Origin of the sequence: Pedobacter sp. Bi27 (assembly GCF_918698255.1) — a bacterium.
Lineage (GTDB): Bacteria > Bacteroidota > Bacteroidia > Sphingobacteriales > Sphingobacteriaceae > Pedobacter.
The window spans coordinates 481,487-500,741 of record NZ_CAKKMW010000003.1 but is presented as its reverse complement, the minus strand read 5'-3'; the positions used below and the strand labels follow the sequence as shown (position 1 = coordinate 500,741).

Sequence of the window (19,255 nt, the reverse complement as noted above, 5' to 3'; positions counted from 1 at the left end):
TCAGTGTCCGCTACTGTCGGGTTTATGGAATATGGTTTGTGGTTTATGGGAACCAACCGATGCCTAAAACACGAAACGTTCCTACGGAACGAAAAAAATAAAACATTTTTTTACCGAGGAGCCGTCCCGATGGGACGAGCAATTTTTGATCATATGAGATAGAAAGGGTGGGCGGTAGCTAAACATAGATGTTTTCTTCTTAGGTTGGTGCCCCCCCCCCATTTGACGGAAGACAAGGAGGCAATTTTATCATTACAAATCGTCCCATCGGGACGTCTTCTTGGTAGCCAATTTATATAATTGGCGTTTTTCGTTCCGTAGGACCGTTTGGTGGTAAACCCATCAATAGCCCCCATCATTGGCCACCTAACCCGATCAAAGCGAGATGCCGATATTTCATGGGCAGAAGCGGGAGCGGGAACTGCTCTTACCCAAAAGCTACCACAACTGCTTTCCAAAAAACAACGGTTTAAAAAAATAATTAAATTATTGGATAAATCTGTAGGTACATTTAACAGTAGATTTCTCCATTCCGTTGCACTTCAGTCGAAATGACGATAACAGCTTAATTTTTGATACTGTACTTCAAACCCACCTCAAATTCGCCATTGCTATAACTCTGCATTTTTGAAGTATTGGTCGTGTACTGGAATAAAACCGAAAATTGGTTTTTGTAGTTTGCACCAAAACCAGCTGTAAAGCTGTTGGTACTATGATATATGCCGTTCATCATCAACTTATTCTCTAAAAACTGAAGATTTACACCGGCATCAAAAATACCATCGTAATTCTGCACCCCTCTATATACCAATTTCGGTTCAATACTGTTGATTACTTTATCAGTTGTGAATTTATAACCCGCTGCGATAAAATAAATCGATCGGTCTACCACGTTTCGCAGTACATCTCTTTTAAAAAACCGTTTAAGATTAGGCAAAGCAGCCTGTAGTGTCAATTTATCGGAGCGGTAAGCTACTCCAAAATCGCCATCCAGATATAATCTACGATCGTTAAAGCTATTGAGTACATCGTCGTCTAAATCGCCTTTGGCTTTACCGAAGTCAATCCATTCATTCATTAGGCCAGCCGACAACCCAAAATCCAAAAAGTTAGTCCCACCATTTAAAGGCAAATGATAAGCATAAGTTACAGTTGCCCTGGTACGGTTAATCGCCCCTGCACCTTCATTGTAAAAAAGAATGCCCAAACCTACTTTATTATTAGCCAAACCATAGTCGCCAGTCAAATACTGAATCTTTGGTGCACCATCTACCCCCGTCCATTGTGTTTTAAATGCTGCATTTAAATTTAGTCCGGTTTCTAAACCTGCCATTGCTGGGTTAGCTAAAAACTGGTTCTGATAGTAGATGCTCCCCATGGGGTTAAGCTGGGCAAATGCTGGTGTAACAAACAAAAACAACAGCCCCGCCATATAACATTTCATTTTTTTCATGCTGTTATTTTTTATATAAGATTGATATAAAACCTTTAATAGAACCATCTGCCCCCAAATCGAGCATATAATAATAAGTATCTTCGGTAAGTGGCTTTCCGTTAAAATAGCCATCCCAGTTGTTTTGATAACCTGGAGTAATATAAATCAACCTTCCGCCCCTATCAAAAATGGATAGCTTGTTGTTCGGATACTTTTCTAAGCCCTTAACTACAAAAAAATCGTTTTTCCCGTCTCCGTTTGGAGTAAGGATATTATTTACAATGGCTACGTCGGCTGTGGTCTGTATGATCAGAAAAGGCTGTAAAAATCCTTGGGTCAATGTAGTGTTGGCAGCCTGTAAAGTTTGCACCAGGACCATTTCACCAATACTAAAATCGTATAATTGATTATTAATCTTGCCGCTGCCACTGGCCGAATTAACCACATAAGGTAAACTTTGTGCGTTTGCCTTTCCCCAGAAAAACACCATGGTAAAGAAAACAAGCAAATAGGATATTCTTCTCATTGTGTTTAGTTTAAAGAGATCCATCCCGCCCCATCGCTTTGAATGGTGAAAGTTTTTGCACCGGTAATGGTGGTTACACTAGAATCATCATTCAACAAAACAGGATTGTTTAACGTAACATCGCCTGATGATAAAGCTTTCACAATTACATAAATCCTTCCTTTACAGTTAGAGGCCGTTGGGAGATTAACACTTACCGCCAAACCTGCATTTTTTATCCTGACTGTGTAATGACTGGCATCGAGTGTTAGGGTTCCGGCTGTAGTATAGGTTAAAACACTTGCTGCAACAGAACCATTAATGTTTAAAGTACTTGCATTTGCTGGGGCATAAGCTACGGAAGATGCAGCGGCAGTGCCATTAATGGTTAATGCGCCACCATTTGCTGCAAAATCGCCAGCGATTAGCGGATATGAGGTACTGGAGTTAGCTACTACTAAGGTATTATTTGCATTTGTGCTGTTGGCAGCAGCGTTGCTTCCGATAAAAACATTCCCTGCCCCATTGTTTTTCGAACCGGCGGCATAACCTAGTGCCGTATTATTGTCGCCATTACTGGCTTCAAGCGCCAAACTTCCAATAGCTGTGTTTGATATACCAGTTCTATTGGCCATTAGTGTATGCGTGCCAATTGCAGTGTTATTGGAGCCTACCGTATTAATCGCTAATGCCTGCGAGCCAAAGCCGCTGTTGTTGATGGCGCTAAAACTGCGCTGCAACACCAGGTAACCGAAAGCGCTGTTTTCGTAACCTGAAATGTTAACAGATAATGCTTCGCGACCAAATGCACTGTTATAAAAGCCAGATACATTTGCAGTAAGTGTTTTATAACCGTAAGAAATATTGTTTTCGGATGAGTTTCCTAAACGGCCAGATTTTAAACCGTTAACCAAAAAATTAATGGCTACGTCATCTGTATTGCCCAGGAAATTATTGTTTTGATCGATGCTGCCCGTATTTCCTTTTAATGCCCAGGCATTTGCATTTGCAAATAATGTCCTGCTGATTAACTCAGGTTTTCCGGTTGTTGCATTGGTGATATACACTTTGTTTGCATCGCTTACCCCATCAGTAGTTAATTTAGCCATCGTAACAGCTGCATCAGCAAGTTTTGCTGTAGTTACCGACCCATCAGCGAGCTGTAGTGTATTTACTGCGGTGTCATCGATATTAACGTTTTTAACTTCTTTACTTCCAATTTTTACAGCGGTTACTGCAGCGTCGGCTAATTTTGCCGTTGTTACCGCCCCATCTGCCAGTTTAAGCGTGCTAACCGCCCCTGCATTGATATCAATTACCACATCTTTCAATAAAGCCGTAGCGCCATTGGTACTAATACTCAAATCAGTTGAGGTTAATGCCTTAGCTCCCGACAATTGACTCACATCCAATGTTACCGGTTTCCATACAGTCCCATCAAATAGAAGCACCTGATTATTGATTGGTGAAGTGGCATTTAATGTCTTTCCCTGAAGATTAGCTAATGTAGGATTTGGATAATTCCCTGTTAAATCACCGCCAGCTACTCCTGTTGAAGGACCAACCGGGCCTATGTCACCTTTATCCCCCTTATCCCCTTTTACGCCAGGTATGCCCTGCAAACCTTGTAATCCGGTAGCTCCCGTTGCACCTGTATCTCCTTTCGCTCCTTGTGGACCTGTTGCGCCTACCGCTCCTTGTGCACCGGCAGCACCAGTTAAGCCAATTGGCCCCTGAGCACCAGATGCTCCTGCTGGTCCCTGCGGACCTGCAGCGCCTGCAATACCTTGTGGACCAGCAGGGCCTGCTACACCCGGATCTCCTTTGGGTCCGGCTGGCCCATTGGCAGCATAAAGGGCATATGGAACACTTAGCAATTGTGCGGTTCCGGCCAAACTAAAATTTGTACCGTTATCAGGATCGATTTCGACCTTAACAAACTTTAATCCACTCGCCCAGGTTACTCCAGCTATTGTACCGTTAACCGAACTTGCACCTGTAGCCCCAATTGCCAATGCATATAAACCTAAAGCATTGGTTGTTACATTTCTTACTTCCGAATATTGAACGGTCCCGGTTGAAGATCCATCTAAAATACTAATCCGCAAGGCTATATTTTTATTGGCCAGCGGGGTGCCATTAGCATTTCTTGCCGCTCCTTGATAATTAAATTGTTGTGGGGTCTGCGCTTTAATAGCTAAGGTGAACCCTATGCTTAACAAAGCAATTAGTAAAAGTTTTTTCATGAATCGGGATGAGATCTAAAGCATCAGGCCTAAAAATAAGGAGCCCAACGATCAAATCTAACAATTAGTGCAAGCTGCTCCATTCGCTTTACACGAAATACTAATTACAAATACTAAAACGATTTTAAAGAACTACAAATCAATCACTTAAATAAAATTTAATTTTATAATTTTACACAAACACCCAATTTAAGGTCAATTTAACCCGCTAAATAAGAAGAAACAGAGCGTAAACCAGTAATTAATCGAACATAAAAAGTAAGGCCAGGAAGTTATCTTTAGGTTTCCGAAGGAAAAGATATTCCCTTTATATTGCGGTATAGATCAACTGCGTACAAATCGGTCATACCCGAAACGAAATCCAATACGCTCTGTATGATGGAATAAATATCAGTCAAATCGGTATGATATTGTTTGGGAATAAGTTTAACCAGTTTTTTATAATAGTGTGTATTGTTATGAATAAGTGCAGGAACAAACTCTTCTAATAAACCGGCCATAATTTTATAACCGGCAACCTCTTTCTGTATAACCGACGAGAAATTGTAGATACGCTCAACAGAAATTTTTTCTACGGCTTTCCAGGCAGAAATATAGGGCTCGGGCAATAAATCGGTTAAACTTTGATTAAGCTCACCTTTCAATAATTTTTCTTGTTCCCTAAAAAATATGCCTGCACATTGGTTGGTTAACGTATTAATTGCTTTAGCCCTTAACAGACCGATTTTTGCATCATCGTCTTCATAGTCATTTTTTAAACGATCTTCGATGGTGGTAGAGTTGGCAAAAGGCAACAGATAACTCTTTACCTCCTCGTAGGAAAGTATCTTTAAGCGGTGCGCATCTTCCAAATCGATGATGCTGTAACAGATATCATCGGCAGCTTCAACCAGATAAACCAAAGGATGTCGTTTGTAAATGAGGTATTCGCCTTCTTCTTTCTCCAAATTGAGCTCTTCTGCAATCTTTTTAAAAGTTTCTTCTTCTGATTGAAAGAAACCGTATTTCTTACGGTGCAGCACTCCCTTTTGTTTACCCGCAATTGAGGCGCAAGGGTATTTTGCAATCGAAGCCAAAGTAGAATAGGTTAACGCGTAAGCATCGTTGCCTTTTCCTTTTAGCGGATGGGTAAGGATCCGGATGGCATTTGCATTACCTTCAAAATTAATTAAATCGTGCCACTGCGATTCCTTCATCTCATTCTGATAAACTTTCCCATCGCCATCGGTAAAATATCGTGAAATAGCTGCTTCTCCTGAGTGCCCAAAGGCTGGGTTTCCCAAATCATGCGCCAGTGCAGCGGCAGCCACGATATTACCCACTTCGTTAATTAAAGGAACATCTTTAATCAGTTGCGGTTGTTGCTCCTCTACACTTTTTAAAAAAATATTGGCCATGGAGCGGGCCACACTGGCAACCTCTAAACTATGTGTTAAACGGTTATGTACAAAAACACTTCCTGGCAATGGGAAAACCTGGGTTTTGTTCTGCAACCTTCTAAAAGGAGACGAAAAAATCAACCGGTCATAATCACGCTGAAAATCAGACCGTGCCCGATCTGTGCTGGCACCATATTGTTCTTGTCCGTATCTCTTATTCGAAAGTAAATATTTCCACTCCATTTATCCCGTTTGCTTTAAAATTTGGCGCAAGTTAAACAAAACGCGAAAATGGTTAAGCATAAAGCTTCAGGTAAAATTTATATTATACAATTAAAAGATATTTTTATATTCGCTACAAAATTAAACAAACAAATAATGAAGAAAATCTTATTAACGCTCGCTATCTTGTGCTGCTTTACGGTTTTAACCAAAGCGCAATTTGAAGGCTCGAAGCAAATTTTTGAAAGTCCGAAACTAAAGGAAACAATCAAAACACAAAAAACTGTAGCCATTTTGCCTTTCGAGGTAAAAATTTCTTACCGGAAACAACCAAAAAACTTCAGTGCAGAAGCAAACAAAAGCCAGGAAGAGTCGATGGCAAAATCGATACAGGCCAGTATGTACACCTTTTTGTTAAGGAAAGCTTCTGATTATACGGTAACTTTCCAGGATGTTGACAAAACAAACATCTTATTAAAAAAAGCAGGTGTTTTAGGTAAGTTAGACGAAACAACTAAAGATGAACTGGCCAAAATACTTGGTGTTGATGCTGTTATCGGTGGGCGTTTTGAAACTGAGCAAACGAAATCTGAAGCTGGTGCAATCGCCTCTGCTGTTTTATTTGGTGGCTTTGGTGGAAAATCTGGAACAGGTACTATGTTCTTAACCATAAACAACGGAGCGGATGGAGAGTTAATGTGGCGTTTCTTTAAAACAATGGACGATTCCATTATGAGCTCTACCGATGATATGGTAGAACGGATGATGCGAAAAATATCACGGAATTTCCCATATAAAAGTTAAAACGAAGGCAGATAGAAATATCTGCCTTTTTTGTTACGACTATCTTTTGATTTATCCTGATTCAAACTATTTAGTCTGCGTTCTGTTTATTCATAAAGCTATAATACGATGAAAACGAACATATATAACAAGGAAGAGCATATTGAAGGTTATGTAGGATCAGGTGATGAACAATCAGAAAAATCTGATGTACAAAAAGCTTACGAAGCAGGTAACAACACCGATGTAGTAACCAGTTATGGCAAAGAACCAAGCGAACTGATTGAGGGAAATCCTTTAGCCAAAGACGGTCGGGATAATTCTGGTACGCAAGGTAAAGATTCTCTTAGTGATGACGCCTACAACAGTTCGGATAAAAATCCAACCTTACAGAGTGCCGAAAGTCATACCGGAAGTTCATCTGATGATTTTAAGACGAATACCAACATTAATGAGGCTGATGAAAACCATGCTTTAAATACAGGAATATAAACAGATAATTATGGGACTATTAAAATATGCCATTATAGGCGCAGCAGCCGTATATGGTTTTAAGTATGCCACAAAAAAGCGGATAACTGACGGTAAATCGTTGATTGATGACCTTAAGGAAAAAGCTCCGGAATATGTAGATAGGATTAAGGATTATTCTGAAAAAATAAGACAGGATTATCGTCAGACAAGCGATTTATACTGACAATTAATCGAGTATAGAAATACACATTAAATTGACATATATCAATATATTAATGCAAGACGTCTTGTAAATTGGCGATAAGTTCTTGAAATTTGCAGCGCTGTAGGATTCGCGACAAAGATTAACTAAAAAAATCAGAGACTAACGATTTAAGGGCATTTGCTTCTTGATTAACGCATTTCAGTTGTGGAATCCTAATTAATTTCCATCTACCGGAAAATGCATAAATTTTATAAAGGGATTATTCTGTATGGATAGTCTCTTTATAATTGGATCATAAATCTTTTCCCCTCAAACCTTTCTCGTTATTCTTGTTTCTGTTTCCAATGTCTTCACCCTGACTTAAATTCGAATTATTTAAATTTTCATTTACGGCATGCGTAGGATCATTTTCTGTTTTTAATAAATGTGACTCATCTGGCTGATCTTTACGCTTAAAATCGGCGCGTTTATGTCCATAAGTAGCCTCTCCATTATCCCATTCAATATCCTCCTCATTTCGGTTAATCTCCGAATTAGGATCGACATTTTTATTTTCATTCATTTCCATAGCCATTTTTTTTATAGATACCTCTTATTTAAACAATTGGTACGATAAAAAGTTTAATCAGGCATTAATATATCAATCGCAGCCTATTGTCTCTTTAACCGAACCCTACCACCCATTTGCGGCTACTGTACACCTTTACTTTGATCTATCTCTGTGCTACTATCCAAATCATCTTTGGTCGATCCATTTTCATCACGATGCTTTGGCGGATTTTCCATTCTGCTTTCTTCCAGTTCAGAAAAATCACCGTCTTTTTGATTGGCCACTTCTCCATGTGAAGAGGGGTTTTCTTTCAATTTTTCTTTAGGATCCGGAAAATCCTGTCCTTTAACTGGTAATCCTTCGTGCGTTTTATCTTCCTTAGCCATATCAGTACAACCAGCTAACGTTGCTTTTGTTTTAAAATTTGGATGCATAAAAAAAGGTCTCGATTTGCATCGAGACCTTTTCTATTCTTTTAAAATCAATTAAACTTTGATTTCAACTTCAACACCGCTAGGTAATTCAAGTTTCATTAAAGCATCAACTGTTTTAGAGTTAGAGCTATAAATATCCAATAAACGTTTGTAAGCGCATAATTGGAACTGCTCTCTAGCTTTTTTGTTTACGTGTGGAGAACGTAAAACAGTAAAGATTTTTTTCTCTGTAGGAAGTGGAATTGGTCCACTTACAACTGCACCCGTAGGCTTAACAGTTTTTACGATTTTCTCAGCAGATTTATCTACTAAGTTGTAATCGTAAGATTTTAATTTAATTCTGATTCTTTGGCTCATCTTATTTTTAATTGTGGTTTCCTGTTAGAGCTATTAACAACAGAAACCGGATTTATCTTTTTAGCAGCAAGTATTTTAGTATCGAGTATCAAGTCTAATAATCCATCTTGATACTTGATACCTTTATCTTAATACTAATTAGTCTTCAGATTTTACTCTTCCTTTAGATTTAGCAACTACTTCATCCTGTACGTTTTTAGGCGCAGCTTCATAGTGGTCAAATTCCATTGTAGAAGTTGCACGGCCTGAAGTGATTGTACGTAACTGCGTTACATAACCAAACATTTCAGAAAGCGGCACAGTAGCTTTAATTACTTGAGATCCATTACGGGTATCCATACCTAATAATTGACCACGACGACGGTTCATATCACCTATAACATCACCCATGTTTTCTTCAGGGGTTAAGATTTCGATTTTCATGATTGGCTCCATCAAAGTAGGTTTACATTTAGGTAAAGCTTCACGATATGCCATACGGGCAGCAAGCTCGAATGATAAAGCATCTGAATCGACTGCGTGGAATGAACCATCAATCAAACGTACTTTCATATCAGGAAGCGGATAACCAGCTAATACACCATTAGCCATTGCAGCAGCAAATCCTTTTTCTACTGAAGGGATAAACTCACGTGGGATTGAACCACCTGTAATTTCGTTTACGAACTGTAAACCACCTTTTTCGAAATCAGCATCAATTGGTGAAATAATAACTTGGATATCGGCAAATTTACCACGACCACCAGATTGTTTTTTATAAGTTTCACGGTGTTGAGTAGTACCAAAAATTGCTTCTTTGTAAGCTACTTGCGGCGCACCTTGGTTAACCTCTACTTTAAATTCGCGTTTTAAACGGTCAATTAAAATATCTAAGTGTAACTCACCCATACCAGAGATAACCGTTTGACCAGTTTCCTGATCAGTTTGAACTCTGAATGTAGGATCTTCTTCAGCTAATTTAGCTAAGCCCATACCTAATTTATCAACATCAGCTTGAGTTTTAGGCTCAATAGCTAAACCGATAACTGGTTCAGGGAAGTTCATAGACTCAAGAACGATTGGGTTTTTCTCTTCACAAAGTGTATCACCAGTTTTGATATCTTTAAATCCTACTACCGCAGCAATATCACCAGCAGCCACATTAGGCACAGGGTTTTGCTTGTTAGCATGCATTTGGAAGATACGGGAAATACGCTCTTTACTTTCTGAACGTGTGTTATACACATAAGAACCAGCTTCTAAGTTACCCGAGTAAACACGGATAAAACATAAACGGCCTACGAATGGGTCAGTTGCAATTTTAAATGCTAAAGCTGCAAATGGCTCATTGATACTTGGTTTTAATAAAACTTCAGCACCTGTATCTGGGTTAGTACCTGTTACACCTTCTGAATCAAGAGGTGAAGGCAATAATTCCATCACGTAATCCAACATGGTTTGAACACCTTTATTTTTGAAAGATGAACCACAAACCATAGGAACGATTTTAGCATCTAAAACAGCTGCACGTAAAGCATCTAAAATTTCGCGCTCAGTGATTGAGTTTGGATCTTCAAAGAATTTCTCCATTAAAGACTCATCATAATCAGCAACTGATTCTAGTAATTTCTCTCTCCACTCAGCAACCTCATCTAACATATCTTCAGGGATTGGCACTTCAGTAAAGGTCATACCTTTATCATGCTCATTCCAAACGATACCACGGTTGTTGATCAAATCAACCACACCTTTAAATCCGTCTTCAGCACCGATAGGTAATTGCAATGGAACTGCATTACTACCTAACATATCTTTAACTTGTTTAACAACTTTTAAGAAGTCAGCTCCAGAACGGTCCATTTTGTTAACGAAACCGATACGGGCAACATTATAGTTGTTAGCCAAACGCCAGTTGGTTTCTGATTGAGGCTCAACACCATCAACTGCAGAAAACAAGAACACTAAACCATCTAATACACGTAACGAACGGTTTACCTCTACGGTAAAATCCACGTGTCCTGGTGTATCGATAATGTTCATGTGGTAAGCCTGACCTCTGTATTTCCACTCAACCGTAGTTGCAGCAGAAGTGATCGTGATACCACGCTCTTGCTCTTGTGCCATCCAGTCCATTGTTGCAGCACCTTCGTGCACTTCACCAATTTTATGACTTACACCAGCATAATAAAGAATACGCTCCGTTGTTGTAGTTTTACCTGCATCAATGTGAGCCGCGATTCCAATATTTCTTGTAAATTTTAAATCTCTTGCCATGTTATGTTTTTGATTTATCTGATTTTAAATAATTACACCGATTATGTTAAAACAAATCGGTGTAATTTATCTAATCAGTATAATCTTCTAATTAAATCTGTGTAATCTTACTAATCTGTTAATCCTAAATTAGAATCTGAAGTGAGAGAACGCTTTGTTAGCCTCAGCCATTTTGTGCGTATCTTCTTTCTTCTTAACAGCAGCACCTTCACCTTTAGCAGCAGCTACGATTTCACCAGCTAATTTCTCTTTCATGGTTTTTTCGCCACGTTTACGAGCATATAAAATTAACCATTTCATACCTAAAGCTGTTTTACGCTCTGGTCTAACCTCAGTTGGAACCTGGAAGTTAGCACCACCAACACGACGAGATTTAACCTCGACAGCTGGCATAATGTTAGTTAAAGCACGTTTAAAGATCTCTAAACCGTTTTCACCTGCTTTTTTCTCAGCAATTTCAACAGCATCGTAAAAAATTGAATAAGCGATAGATTTTTTTCCATCGTACATCATATTGTTTACAAAACGAGTTACCTGAACATCATTAAATTTTGGATCAGGAAGAATAATTCTCTTTTTTGGTTTTGACTTTCTCATTTCTTATTTCCTCCCGATTATTTCTTTTTACCTTTTGTTGGTGCCGCAACTACCTGTCCTGGCTTAGGACGTTTAGTACCATATTTAGAACGACGTTGGTTACGACCAGCTACACCTGATGTATCTAATGCACCACGGATGATGTGGTAACGTACACCTGGTAAATCTTTAACACGACCACCACGGATCAATACGATTGAGTGCTCCTGTAAGTTGTGACCTTCCCCAGGAATGTAAGCATTCACCTCTTTACCGTTCGTTAAACGAACACGGGCTACTTTACGCATTGCTGAGTTTGGTTTTTTAGGGGTAGTGGTGTACACACGTGTACATACACCTCTTCGCTGTGGACAGCTGTCCAACGCTGGAGACTTACTCTTGAACTCCAGTGCTACTCTACCTTTTCTAACTAATTGTTGAATGGTTGGCATTGTGCTTTTTTATGTTTTTTTATTAAAAAATTTACCGCTCCCCCGGCATCCTTGCAGATAGCCCATAAAACGGACTGCAAAAGTAGAACAATTCTTTTTAAAAATCAAGGGGTTAGCATAAAAAGTTTTCTATTGGCAATTATCAGTTTTCAGTTGAAGATTAAGGAGTAGTTCAGTTTACAGTTTTAGATTTTCAGTTAACAGTTCTCTCTCTAAATCCTCTAGCACGCTCATCATACTGAACTCGTTTTAGCATCTAGTTTGGCTATTTAAATTACTTTTGGAAAGCAGTTTCAGTAATTCTTAGGTTGAGTTCGGCCCCGTTCCAAAGGAACTCCTTCGGAGCTAACGTTACAAGTTCGTAAAGAACTCACTTTCCACGTATATCGGGTTTAGTTAGTAAAGTTAACCGATCCTATTAACGTTATAATTTTCCCCAGCCCATTTCTATACGCTTTAAAAAGCCTTAAAACCACACATGCTTTAATTCCATAAAAGATTGTATTAAATACTTTATCTTTAATAAAAATCTAAATTATATGTTCTTAAGTATCATTGGGATTATTATCATTTTTGTCGGTTTTGCAGTATCAAACCAAAATAACGTTATTGGCCGCTACAGTAGTATTACCAAAATTATCGGTGTGGTGCTGGTCATCATTGGCTTATCTTTCTCCATGTTTAAAGTTATTGATGCCGGCGAAGTTGGCGTTAAAACCGTTTTTGGAAAAGTAGATAACGAAGTTTTATATAGTGGCCTGAATGTAATTAACCCTATAGCGGTAATTACGCCATTTGATGTTAAAACACAGAACTACACCATGTCTGGCGTGCATGATGAAGGCAATAAACAAACTGACGATGCATTACGTGTTTTGTCTGCTGATGGCTTGGAGGTCATTATTGATCTCTCGGTACTATTCAGGGTAAAGGGAAGTGCCGCTCCAAATATTTTAAGGGAAATAGGAACTGATTATCTGGAAAAAATTGTCCGACCGGTTTCACGTACCGCCATACGCGATAATGCAGTTGCTTACGATGCCGTTGCATTGTACTCGAGTAAGCGGGATGAATTCCAATCGAAAATATTTAATACCATCGAAAAAAGCTTTGCCAAAAGAGGTTTAGAGCTGGAACAACTTTTGGTGCGTAATATTACGTTACCTGCATCGGTAAAAGCAAGTATCGAATCGAAAATAAACGCAGAACAAGATGCGCAAAAAATGACATTTGTACTCCAAAAAGAACGTCAGGAAGCCGAACGGAAAAGAGTAGAAGCACAAGGAATTGCCGATTACCAACGGATCCTTTCCACAGGCTTAAGCGATCGCCAGCTCCAATACGAATCTATATTGGCACAAAAAGAAATTGCAAAATCGGCCAACACCAAAGTTATTATTATGGGTAATGGCAAAAGTGCACCAATTATTTTAGGTGGAAATTAACATTCAGGTGTTTAAAAATGAAAACAAAAATCGTCACCATCATATGCTGTAGCATTGCATACCTATGTAATGCACAAACTTCGTCAACCATTAAAAGAAAGGCCAATGTAGATTTTGATGCTTACGAAAAACTCATACCCGAGGTTAAAGCCCATCGTATAGGTAGGCTCGTAGATTTACCAACATTTTTAAAAATGGCCGAAGAGAAAGGTACCATTATTTTAGATACACGTTCTGATAGTCTATTTAAACGCAAACATGTTAAAGGTGCCATTCATCTAAATTTTTCTGATTTCACACAACAAAACCTGTTAAGGATTATACCAAATGCGGATACCAAAATATTAATCTATTGCAATAATAATTTTATAGATGACCAGGCAAATTTTGCTAGTAAAGTAGTTGTGCCTGTTTTAATAAAGAAAAAAATAGCCCCAATTTCATTGGCCTTAAATATTCCTACTTATATTAATCTATATGGCTATGGGTATAGAAATGTATATGAGCTGTCCGAACTGGTGAGCACACGGGATAAACGGATAACCTTTGAAGGAACCGAAATCAGAAGTGCTGTTATTAAAGCAAGGTGATAAAAGCTAAGCTTTAATTACAATCCTTAAAGCTATCTTTCAGAACTTTCAACTGTGCAACTGCAGCTTCTAATTCTTTTGGTGCTTTACCATACTCGTAAGTAATTTTATACTGTTTACCATCGGCATTAATAGCAATCCACTCTGCACCTCCATCAGCACAATCAGGGCAGCCAATTACCTCTGGAAGGGCCGAAATCTTCTCCAAATTCAATTCTTTTTTGATTGCGTTTATATCAGCTTCGGAGATTGTTTTGCTACAGGTTTTGGTATCAGCTGTTTGCCCGTTTTTCGATTTAGAAAAAGTAAGTTTCAGGTCGCTAATGAGTAAATTACTGGAACAATAGCCTACACACATCCCAAATGACGATCCATAACCAATACTGTTTAGGGTTTTAATGTCGCCTTTTTTACATGCCGAAAAATACAGGGTTATTAAAATTGTAAAAATGAGTGGTAAAGTTTTCTTCATACATTAAGATTTCCAAACAAGCTTATTCTATCCGAAGATACAAATATCCTGCTATACAGATTAACAAATCGCCACTAATTAACGGTATTGCGTGGGTTGCTCCTTTGGTTGTTTACACCCACTTTGGTTAACTTGTAATTTAGTGATAAATAAAAATATCGGGTGATGTTGTTGTACCTTACATCTTCAATCCGGCTACTATTCACAACTCTATCTATGCTGGTATTCTGGTTCAGGATATCAAAACCTTTTAAACTCAGTGTTACCCTTCGTTTCATTAAATATTTGTTTATGCCCGCGTTAAGTAGAAAGTAATTGTTATTAAACCCATCGGCACGGCCTGCTGAACCGATATGATTTAAATCAGCTTCTATTCTTAAATCTTTAATGAACTCGTAACTTAGATTTAAGGTGTTATTTAGCGTAAAATATTTATTGTCGATCGCCGATTCGGCTGTATTATTTACTTTGGTATAGGCTACATAAACATATATACCAGCATTAAATTTATCATCAATATCATAGCTCCAGTTAATGTTCGGACCGATTTCGAACCTGTTGGTGATGTTTTTAGCACCGCTGATAAAGTTTGTTCTATGTTCGGTAAAGAAATTTGCACCATAATTCATCCTTAAACCTTTAAGTTTTGATGGCATCCCAAAAAATGTTCCGGCACGCAGGTAATAATTGCCATTTACATTGATCGGCTTCACCGTTTGTATCCCATTGTTATAGGTAATATCATTTCCGGTATCATCAAAAGATAGGTTATAGAGAAAATATCCATTCCAATAGCGGTTATTATCAGGACTAAAGGTATTAAAGTTTACCGATAGGCGATGGTTTTTTCGGGCTTCGAGATCAGGGTTTCCGATTCTTTGATATAATGGATTGGTATTGTTCTGTACAGGCTGCAGATCGGTAACTGAAGGTAGATTAACGCTTGCCCGGTAATTGATTGCAATGGTTTGATTTGCTTTATTTTTAAAATTGACTGTTAAACGCGGCAATAAGTTGTAATACGATTTTTCAATATTGCCAATATTGGCACCTACATTATTAAATACATTGGCATTTAACAAACTTTCCTGTGCATTGAAACCGAAATTATAAGTCCAATCCTTTCCGGTGTAGATAAAGCCCAAACCGGCAACTTGCAGGCTGTTATGGTTATCGAAAGTATTGGTTAAGGATGGCACAATGGTTTCGTAGCGATCGGTAGTCGGATTATAATCAAAGGTAATCTGCTGCGCATCAACAATGCTTCTTGTATAACCGTAAGCAAGGTTGGCACTCCACTTTTGATTCAACTGCCTGGCATAATTTCCGTTGATGGTATAAGTTTTTGAGGCATTTTCCTGATTCGCTTGCTGATTGATATTGGTAACGGCGGTATCACCATTTACATATTGATGAAGCAGCGATTGATTTAACCAGTCAGAATTAAAGGTATTTTGTGTGCCATTTAACCGGAGCGAAACCGAGCCTTTTTTATTGGCCAATCTCCTCAGCACGGTAAACTCGCCAAATAAGGATGGGGTGAAATTATGCTGATTGTAATATTGGCTTCCATCATTTGCTTTTCCTGTAGCATCAAAATTTGCATTGAATGTACGGTTGTTGATGTTGGTGGTACTGTTTAGGATCACATTTGGCCGGAATACCATATCTGTTAACGAATCGGGATGGTATTCTGCCTTAAAGTTAAAACGATGTGCCTGGTTATTACTATTGCGGTCGGTATTATCCAATGTGCGTAAAATATCGCCAGCGCTTAAATCCTGAATATTGGATAATTTATTACCTAGACCAGAAGAAAAATAAGTAAAATAACTTCCGCTAATGGCTAACTTATTATTCTTGCCCCAGGAATTACTGTAGTTTACTCCGCCACTATGTGTGGTGTAGAGTCCAATGGCATTGTTATCAAAAACCCCACTCCCACCAATAGTTGTTTTGCCGTTATTGTTATTGATGGAGAAACTTCCCCCGGCTGGTGGAGCAAAAATATTTCCGATATTTCCACCGCTGAAACTACTCAGGTCATCGTAGCCAAAGCTGGCATCGTTGGTATTGTTGCTCATGCCCAAAACAGCAAACTGCAGGTTTTTATTAAAGTGGTTGGCACTTAAATAACTTCCATATTTATCTGTTGTTCCTCCTGCAAGATTGGCGTTACCGAACCAACCCTTTTTCTTATCTTCTTTAATGGTAAGATTCAATACTTTTTCGCGCTGACCGTCGTCAATGCCAGTGGCTTTTGCTTCCTGGGTTTTGCTGTCAATCAACTGTACTTTGGCGATCGCATCTGCAGGGAGGTTTTTCGTTGCCGTTTTAGGGTCAGTGCCAAAGAAATCCTTACCGTCGACAGTTAAGCGGGTAACTTTTTGTCCCTGCACCAAAATACTTCCATCTTTATCAACGGTTACACCTGGAAGCTTCTTCAATAAATCTTCTACCGCTGCATTTGGCCTGGTTTTATAAGCATCGGCATTAAATTCTATGGTATCTTTTTTTACGGTGGCTGTAGCATAACGCCCGCTTACCGCTACATCTTTTAAGGCAATGGCATCTTCTGCCAATTTTAAAGTGCCAATGTTAACAGTCTTTCCGTTCAAATTGATGTTTTTGGTGATGGAATTATATCCTAAGGCCGAAATCCTGATTTTATAGTCGCCATTGGCAACCGCATTAAAAGAAAATTCTCCGGCTTTGTTGGTTACTACACCTACTTTTTTGGTAGAATCAGTTTTATCGGATAAAATAATACCCACATATTCAATAGGTTGGTTTGTTTTCCCATCAATAATTTTTCCATTTATATTACCCGCTTGTTGTGCGAAGACTTTCGTAGATAACACGCACAGCAATATCCATAAATAGGTTTTCATACTTAAAATTGTCTTTTTTATTGGTTTGTTTGATTAACCCTTTTTTAAGGGTTCAACTATAAGACACCAAAAAAATTAAAATGTGACAAGAAAAAAGATTTTTTTTTTTAAAAATCCCTCCCTAGTCGGACCGACTTCCGAAGTTTGCTCCTGCGCAGGCCTTTGAAACTTCGGAAGTATGAGGGCTTTGATTGTTGAGCGTTTTAAAAGAAAGGTTGCAAGGTGAGATAATTATTGAATGAGTGAATGACGGAATTATTGAATGAGAGCAGGATTGAGTGAAGAAATTACTGGATGACTGATTGATGAAATGTTGGATTTGATCACTAGCACATTTACTCATTCAAAATTCACTCATTCAATCATTAGATCTCATTTATGAAACGTATCAAGATATAATTCTTCTACCTTTTTACGCGCCCAAGGCATTCTTCTTAAAAATTTTAAACTCGATTTTATCGTTTGGTTGTTGTTAAAACAATCGATCCTGATCAGTGACCCCAGTTTTTCCCAGCCGTAGTGTAGCTGAAGATCGGTTACAATTTTTTCTAGGGTGATACCGTGTAAGGGATTGTTTTTTTGCTGTTCGGCCATGCTGCAAAGTTAAGGCAAAATTATCAGGGTTTATATTGTGCCATCCAAACATTTGCGCCGCCACAATCAGGGTCATTTATGATATGGCTAAGTACTTCAAAGTGATTGGATTCAAGCAATGATCGATATTCATCAGTATCTAAAGAAGCATGGAATAAGTTTTCACCACCGTTCATCCCCCAAACCTCTCCTCTATCCGTTCCAGAGGTAAATAACAAAATGCCATTTGGTTTAAGGTGACGCCTAAAAATACTGAACATACCAGGCTGATCGGCTGCCGGGAGATGAAAAAAACTGTGCCAGGCAATTATTGCATCGAATTTTTCATCTAAATCAAGTTTACGCATATCTTTCAGCATAAACTGTGTGTCTGGAAAATTTAGTTTGGCCAATTCTAACATCTGCTCACTGGCATCGATTCCGAGAACATTTACATTTTGCCTGATCAGATATTCTAATATAGGTTTTCCACTGCCGCAGCCCAAATCTAAAATACTTGCATTTAGAGGCACTCGCTTAAGTAAATCGTCCAAATAGGTTTTCTCTTCTAAACCCGCATAGCGGTTTTCGGCAAACCATTTACCCATCTTATTGTAAGCCTTATAAACATTTTTGCGTTCTCCTTTTTCCATCTGTATAATTTTTTCAATTTATTATTAATGCTTTAGCAACACCAAATTAATTATAGCTATATTTTTTTGGAAACAAACGTACAATGGTTTTTGGCAAATGCAGCCCTTCCATCCGCTTTATCCCGATGAAGAATCGGGATGCCCGCTACTATCAGGTTTAGGATGAAAGGTCTGCTCCTAGCATGGCGCCAAGGCATCGAAGCGATGTTTCTGAACCCGATCCGATAGCTATCGGATGAAGTGGAAGCCCGCAGCGCTGGACTTGGAACGGAAAGCGGGACTGAAAACCTCCAGGAGAACGGAACCCTTCATTTCCAAAAATACACAACATCAGTTTATAAATTAGTCAATGGCCGTAGCATCAATTTCGATCAGCATGCCAGTTAAGGCCAATCTTTGTACCGGAATAAGCGTGTTTACCGGAAATTTCTGATCAGGCCATATTTTGTTCGATTCTTCGATCAGGATTTCGTGTTTCGCCTCATCATAATCCACCACTAATGTTGTGAGCTTTGCAATATTGGCCATGGTTAAGCCTTTGCTTTTTAAGGCCAAAGCTATATTTTCGAATACAATACCTACCTGCGTCCTGAAATCATCACTCAGTACGCCATCTGTTCTGCTACCACCCTGGCCTGCAACAAACACAAGTGAGGAGTTGACTGAAACAGAAGCAACGTGAGAATATCCATGTGGACGGGGATCGTATATGCCTGCCGGGTTACTGATTTCTAAATTAGGTTTTTCCATTTGCTAATAA

The 19,255-nt window shown here is 38.7% G+C and carries 20 protein-coding genes; 5 read left to right on the top strand and 15 right to left on the bottom strand.

Features of this window, described 5'->3' with window-relative positions:
- Positions 1-565 precede the first annotated feature (565 nt).
- The 4 genes from LQ227_RS12195 to LQ227_RS12180 form a co-directional block, all read right to left on the bottom strand.
- A complete protein-coding gene (locus tag LQ227_RS12195) occupies positions 566-1,453 on the bottom strand; it encodes a PorP/SprF family type IX secretion system membrane protein (RefSeq protein WP_230149481.1) in 888 nt (295 codons plus the stop codon).
- Positions 1,454-1,457: 4 nt separating this feature from the next.
- Positions 1,458-1,961 carry a gliding motility-associated C-terminal domain-containing protein gene (locus LQ227_RS12190; RefSeq protein WP_230149480.1) on the bottom strand — a complete coding sequence of 168 codons (504 nt, stop codon included), beginning with the start codon at positions 1,959-1,961 and terminating at the stop codon, positions 1,458-1,460.
- A gap of 5 nt (positions 1,962-1,966) precedes the next feature.
- Positions 1,967-4,186 (bottom strand): hypothetical protein, encoded by a 2,220-nt coding sequence (locus LQ227_RS12185; protein WP_230149479.1) that lies wholly within the window; start codon positions 4,184-4,186, stop codon positions 1,967-1,969.
- A gap of 278 nt (positions 4,187-4,464) precedes the next feature.
- Complete coding sequence (locus LQ227_RS12180; protein WP_230144611.1) at positions 4,465-5,808, bottom strand: deoxyguanosinetriphosphate triphosphohydrolase; 1,344 nt, start codon at positions 5,806-5,808, stop codon at positions 4,465-4,467.
- Positions 5,809-5,943: 135 nt separating this feature from the next.
- Between LQ227_RS12180 and LQ227_RS12175 the strand changes: the two genes are divergently transcribed.
- The 3 genes from LQ227_RS12175 (at position 5,944) to LQ227_RS12165 (ending at position 7,267) form a co-directional block, all read left to right on the top strand.
- Positions 5,944-6,591, top strand: coding sequence for a hypothetical protein (locus tag LQ227_RS12175; protein ID WP_230144610.1), 648 nt, complete (start codon positions 5,944-5,946; stop codon positions 6,589-6,591).
- A gap of 108 nt (positions 6,592-6,699) precedes the next feature.
- Positions 6,700-7,062, top strand: coding sequence for a hypothetical protein (locus LQ227_RS12170; protein ID WP_230144609.1), 363 nt, complete (start codon positions 6,700-6,702; stop codon positions 7,060-7,062).
- Between the two features lie 10 nt (positions 7,063-7,072).
- Positions 7,073-7,267: a YtxH domain-containing protein gene (locus tag LQ227_RS12165; RefSeq protein ID WP_230144608.1), complete on the top strand. Its 195-nt coding sequence runs from the start codon at positions 7,073-7,075 to the stop codon at positions 7,265-7,267.
- A 274-nt stretch (positions 7,268-7,541) separates the two neighbouring features.
- Here the strand turns inward: LQ227_RS12165 and LQ227_RS12160 are convergent, their stop codons facing one another.
- From LQ227_RS12160 to rpsL, 6 genes are all read right to left on the bottom strand, one after another.
- Positions 7,542-7,811 carry a hypothetical protein gene (locus LQ227_RS12160; protein ID WP_230149478.1) on the bottom strand — a complete coding sequence of 90 codons (270 nt, stop codon included), beginning with the start codon at positions 7,809-7,811 and terminating at the stop codon, positions 7,542-7,544.
- Positions 7,812-7,939: 128 nt separating this feature from the next.
- Entirely contained in the window at positions 7,940-8,233 is a 294-nt protein-coding gene (locus LQ227_RS12155; protein WP_230149477.1) for a hypothetical protein, read from the bottom strand.
- A 51-nt stretch (positions 8,234-8,284) separates the two neighbouring features.
- On the bottom strand, positions 8,285-8,590 hold the full coding sequence (gene rpsJ, locus LQ227_RS12150) for a 30S ribosomal protein S10 (RefSeq protein WP_008244591.1): 306 nt from the start codon (positions 8,588-8,590) through the stop codon (positions 8,285-8,287).
- A gap of 138 nt (positions 8,591-8,728) precedes the next feature.
- Positions 8,729-10,843, bottom strand: a complete 2,115-nt coding sequence (fusA, locus tag LQ227_RS12145; protein WP_230144605.1) for an elongation factor G — start codon at positions 10,841-10,843, stop codon at positions 8,729-8,731.
- Positions 10,844-10,972: 129 nt separating this feature from the next.
- Positions 10,973-11,440, bottom strand: coding sequence for a 30S ribosomal protein S7 (rpsG, locus tag LQ227_RS12140; RefSeq protein ID WP_029278632.1), 468 nt, complete (start codon positions 11,438-11,440; stop codon positions 10,973-10,975).
- Positions 11,441-11,457: 17 nt separating this feature from the next.
- Positions 11,458-11,871 (bottom strand): 30S ribosomal protein S12, encoded by a 414-nt coding sequence (gene rpsL, locus LQ227_RS12135; RefSeq protein ID WP_029278631.1) that lies wholly within the window; start codon positions 11,869-11,871, stop codon positions 11,458-11,460.
- A 539-nt stretch (positions 11,872-12,410) separates the two neighbouring features.
- Here rpsL and LQ227_RS12130 point away from each other — a divergent pair.
- The gene (locus LQ227_RS12130; protein WP_230144604.1) at positions 12,411-13,316 is read left to right on the top strand and encodes a prohibitin family protein; all 906 of its coding nucleotides are present in this window, start codon (positions 12,411-12,413) and stop codon (positions 13,314-13,316) included.
- Between the two features lie 17 nt (positions 13,317-13,333).
- Entirely contained in the window at positions 13,334-13,906 is a 573-nt protein-coding gene (locus LQ227_RS12125) for a rhodanese-like domain-containing protein (protein ID WP_230144603.1), read from the top strand.
- A gap of 13 nt (positions 13,907-13,919) precedes the next feature.
- Here the strand turns inward: LQ227_RS12125 and LQ227_RS12120 are convergent, their stop codons facing one another.
- The 5 genes from LQ227_RS12120 to LQ227_RS12100 all read right to left on the bottom strand — a co-directional run bounded on the left by LQ227_RS12120 (position 13,920) and on the right by LQ227_RS12100 (position 19,245).
- Entirely contained in the window at positions 13,920-14,378 is a 459-nt protein-coding gene (locus tag LQ227_RS12120; RefSeq protein ID WP_230144602.1) for a hypothetical protein, read from the bottom strand.
- 74 nt (positions 14,379-14,452) lie between these two features.
- Positions 14,453-17,269: a TonB-dependent receptor gene (locus tag LQ227_RS12115; protein WP_230144601.1), complete on the bottom strand. Its 2,817-nt coding sequence runs from the start codon at positions 17,267-17,269 to the stop codon at positions 14,453-14,455.
- A gap of 372 nt (positions 17,270-17,641) precedes the next feature.
- On the bottom strand, positions 17,642-17,863 hold the full coding sequence (locus tag LQ227_RS12110; protein WP_230144600.1) for a VF530 family DNA-binding protein: 222 nt from the start codon (positions 17,861-17,863) through the stop codon (positions 17,642-17,644).
- A 23-nt stretch (positions 17,864-17,886) separates the two neighbouring features.
- Positions 17,887-18,495, bottom strand: a complete 609-nt coding sequence (locus LQ227_RS12105) for a trans-aconitate 2-methyltransferase (RefSeq protein ID WP_230144599.1) — start codon at positions 18,493-18,495, stop codon at positions 17,887-17,889.
- Positions 18,496-18,837: 342 nt separating this feature from the next.
- Positions 18,838-19,245: a RidA family protein gene (locus tag LQ227_RS12100; protein WP_230144598.1), complete on the bottom strand. Its 408-nt coding sequence runs from the start codon at positions 19,243-19,245 to the stop codon at positions 18,838-18,840.
- Positions 19,246-19,255: the final 10 nt, after the last annotated feature.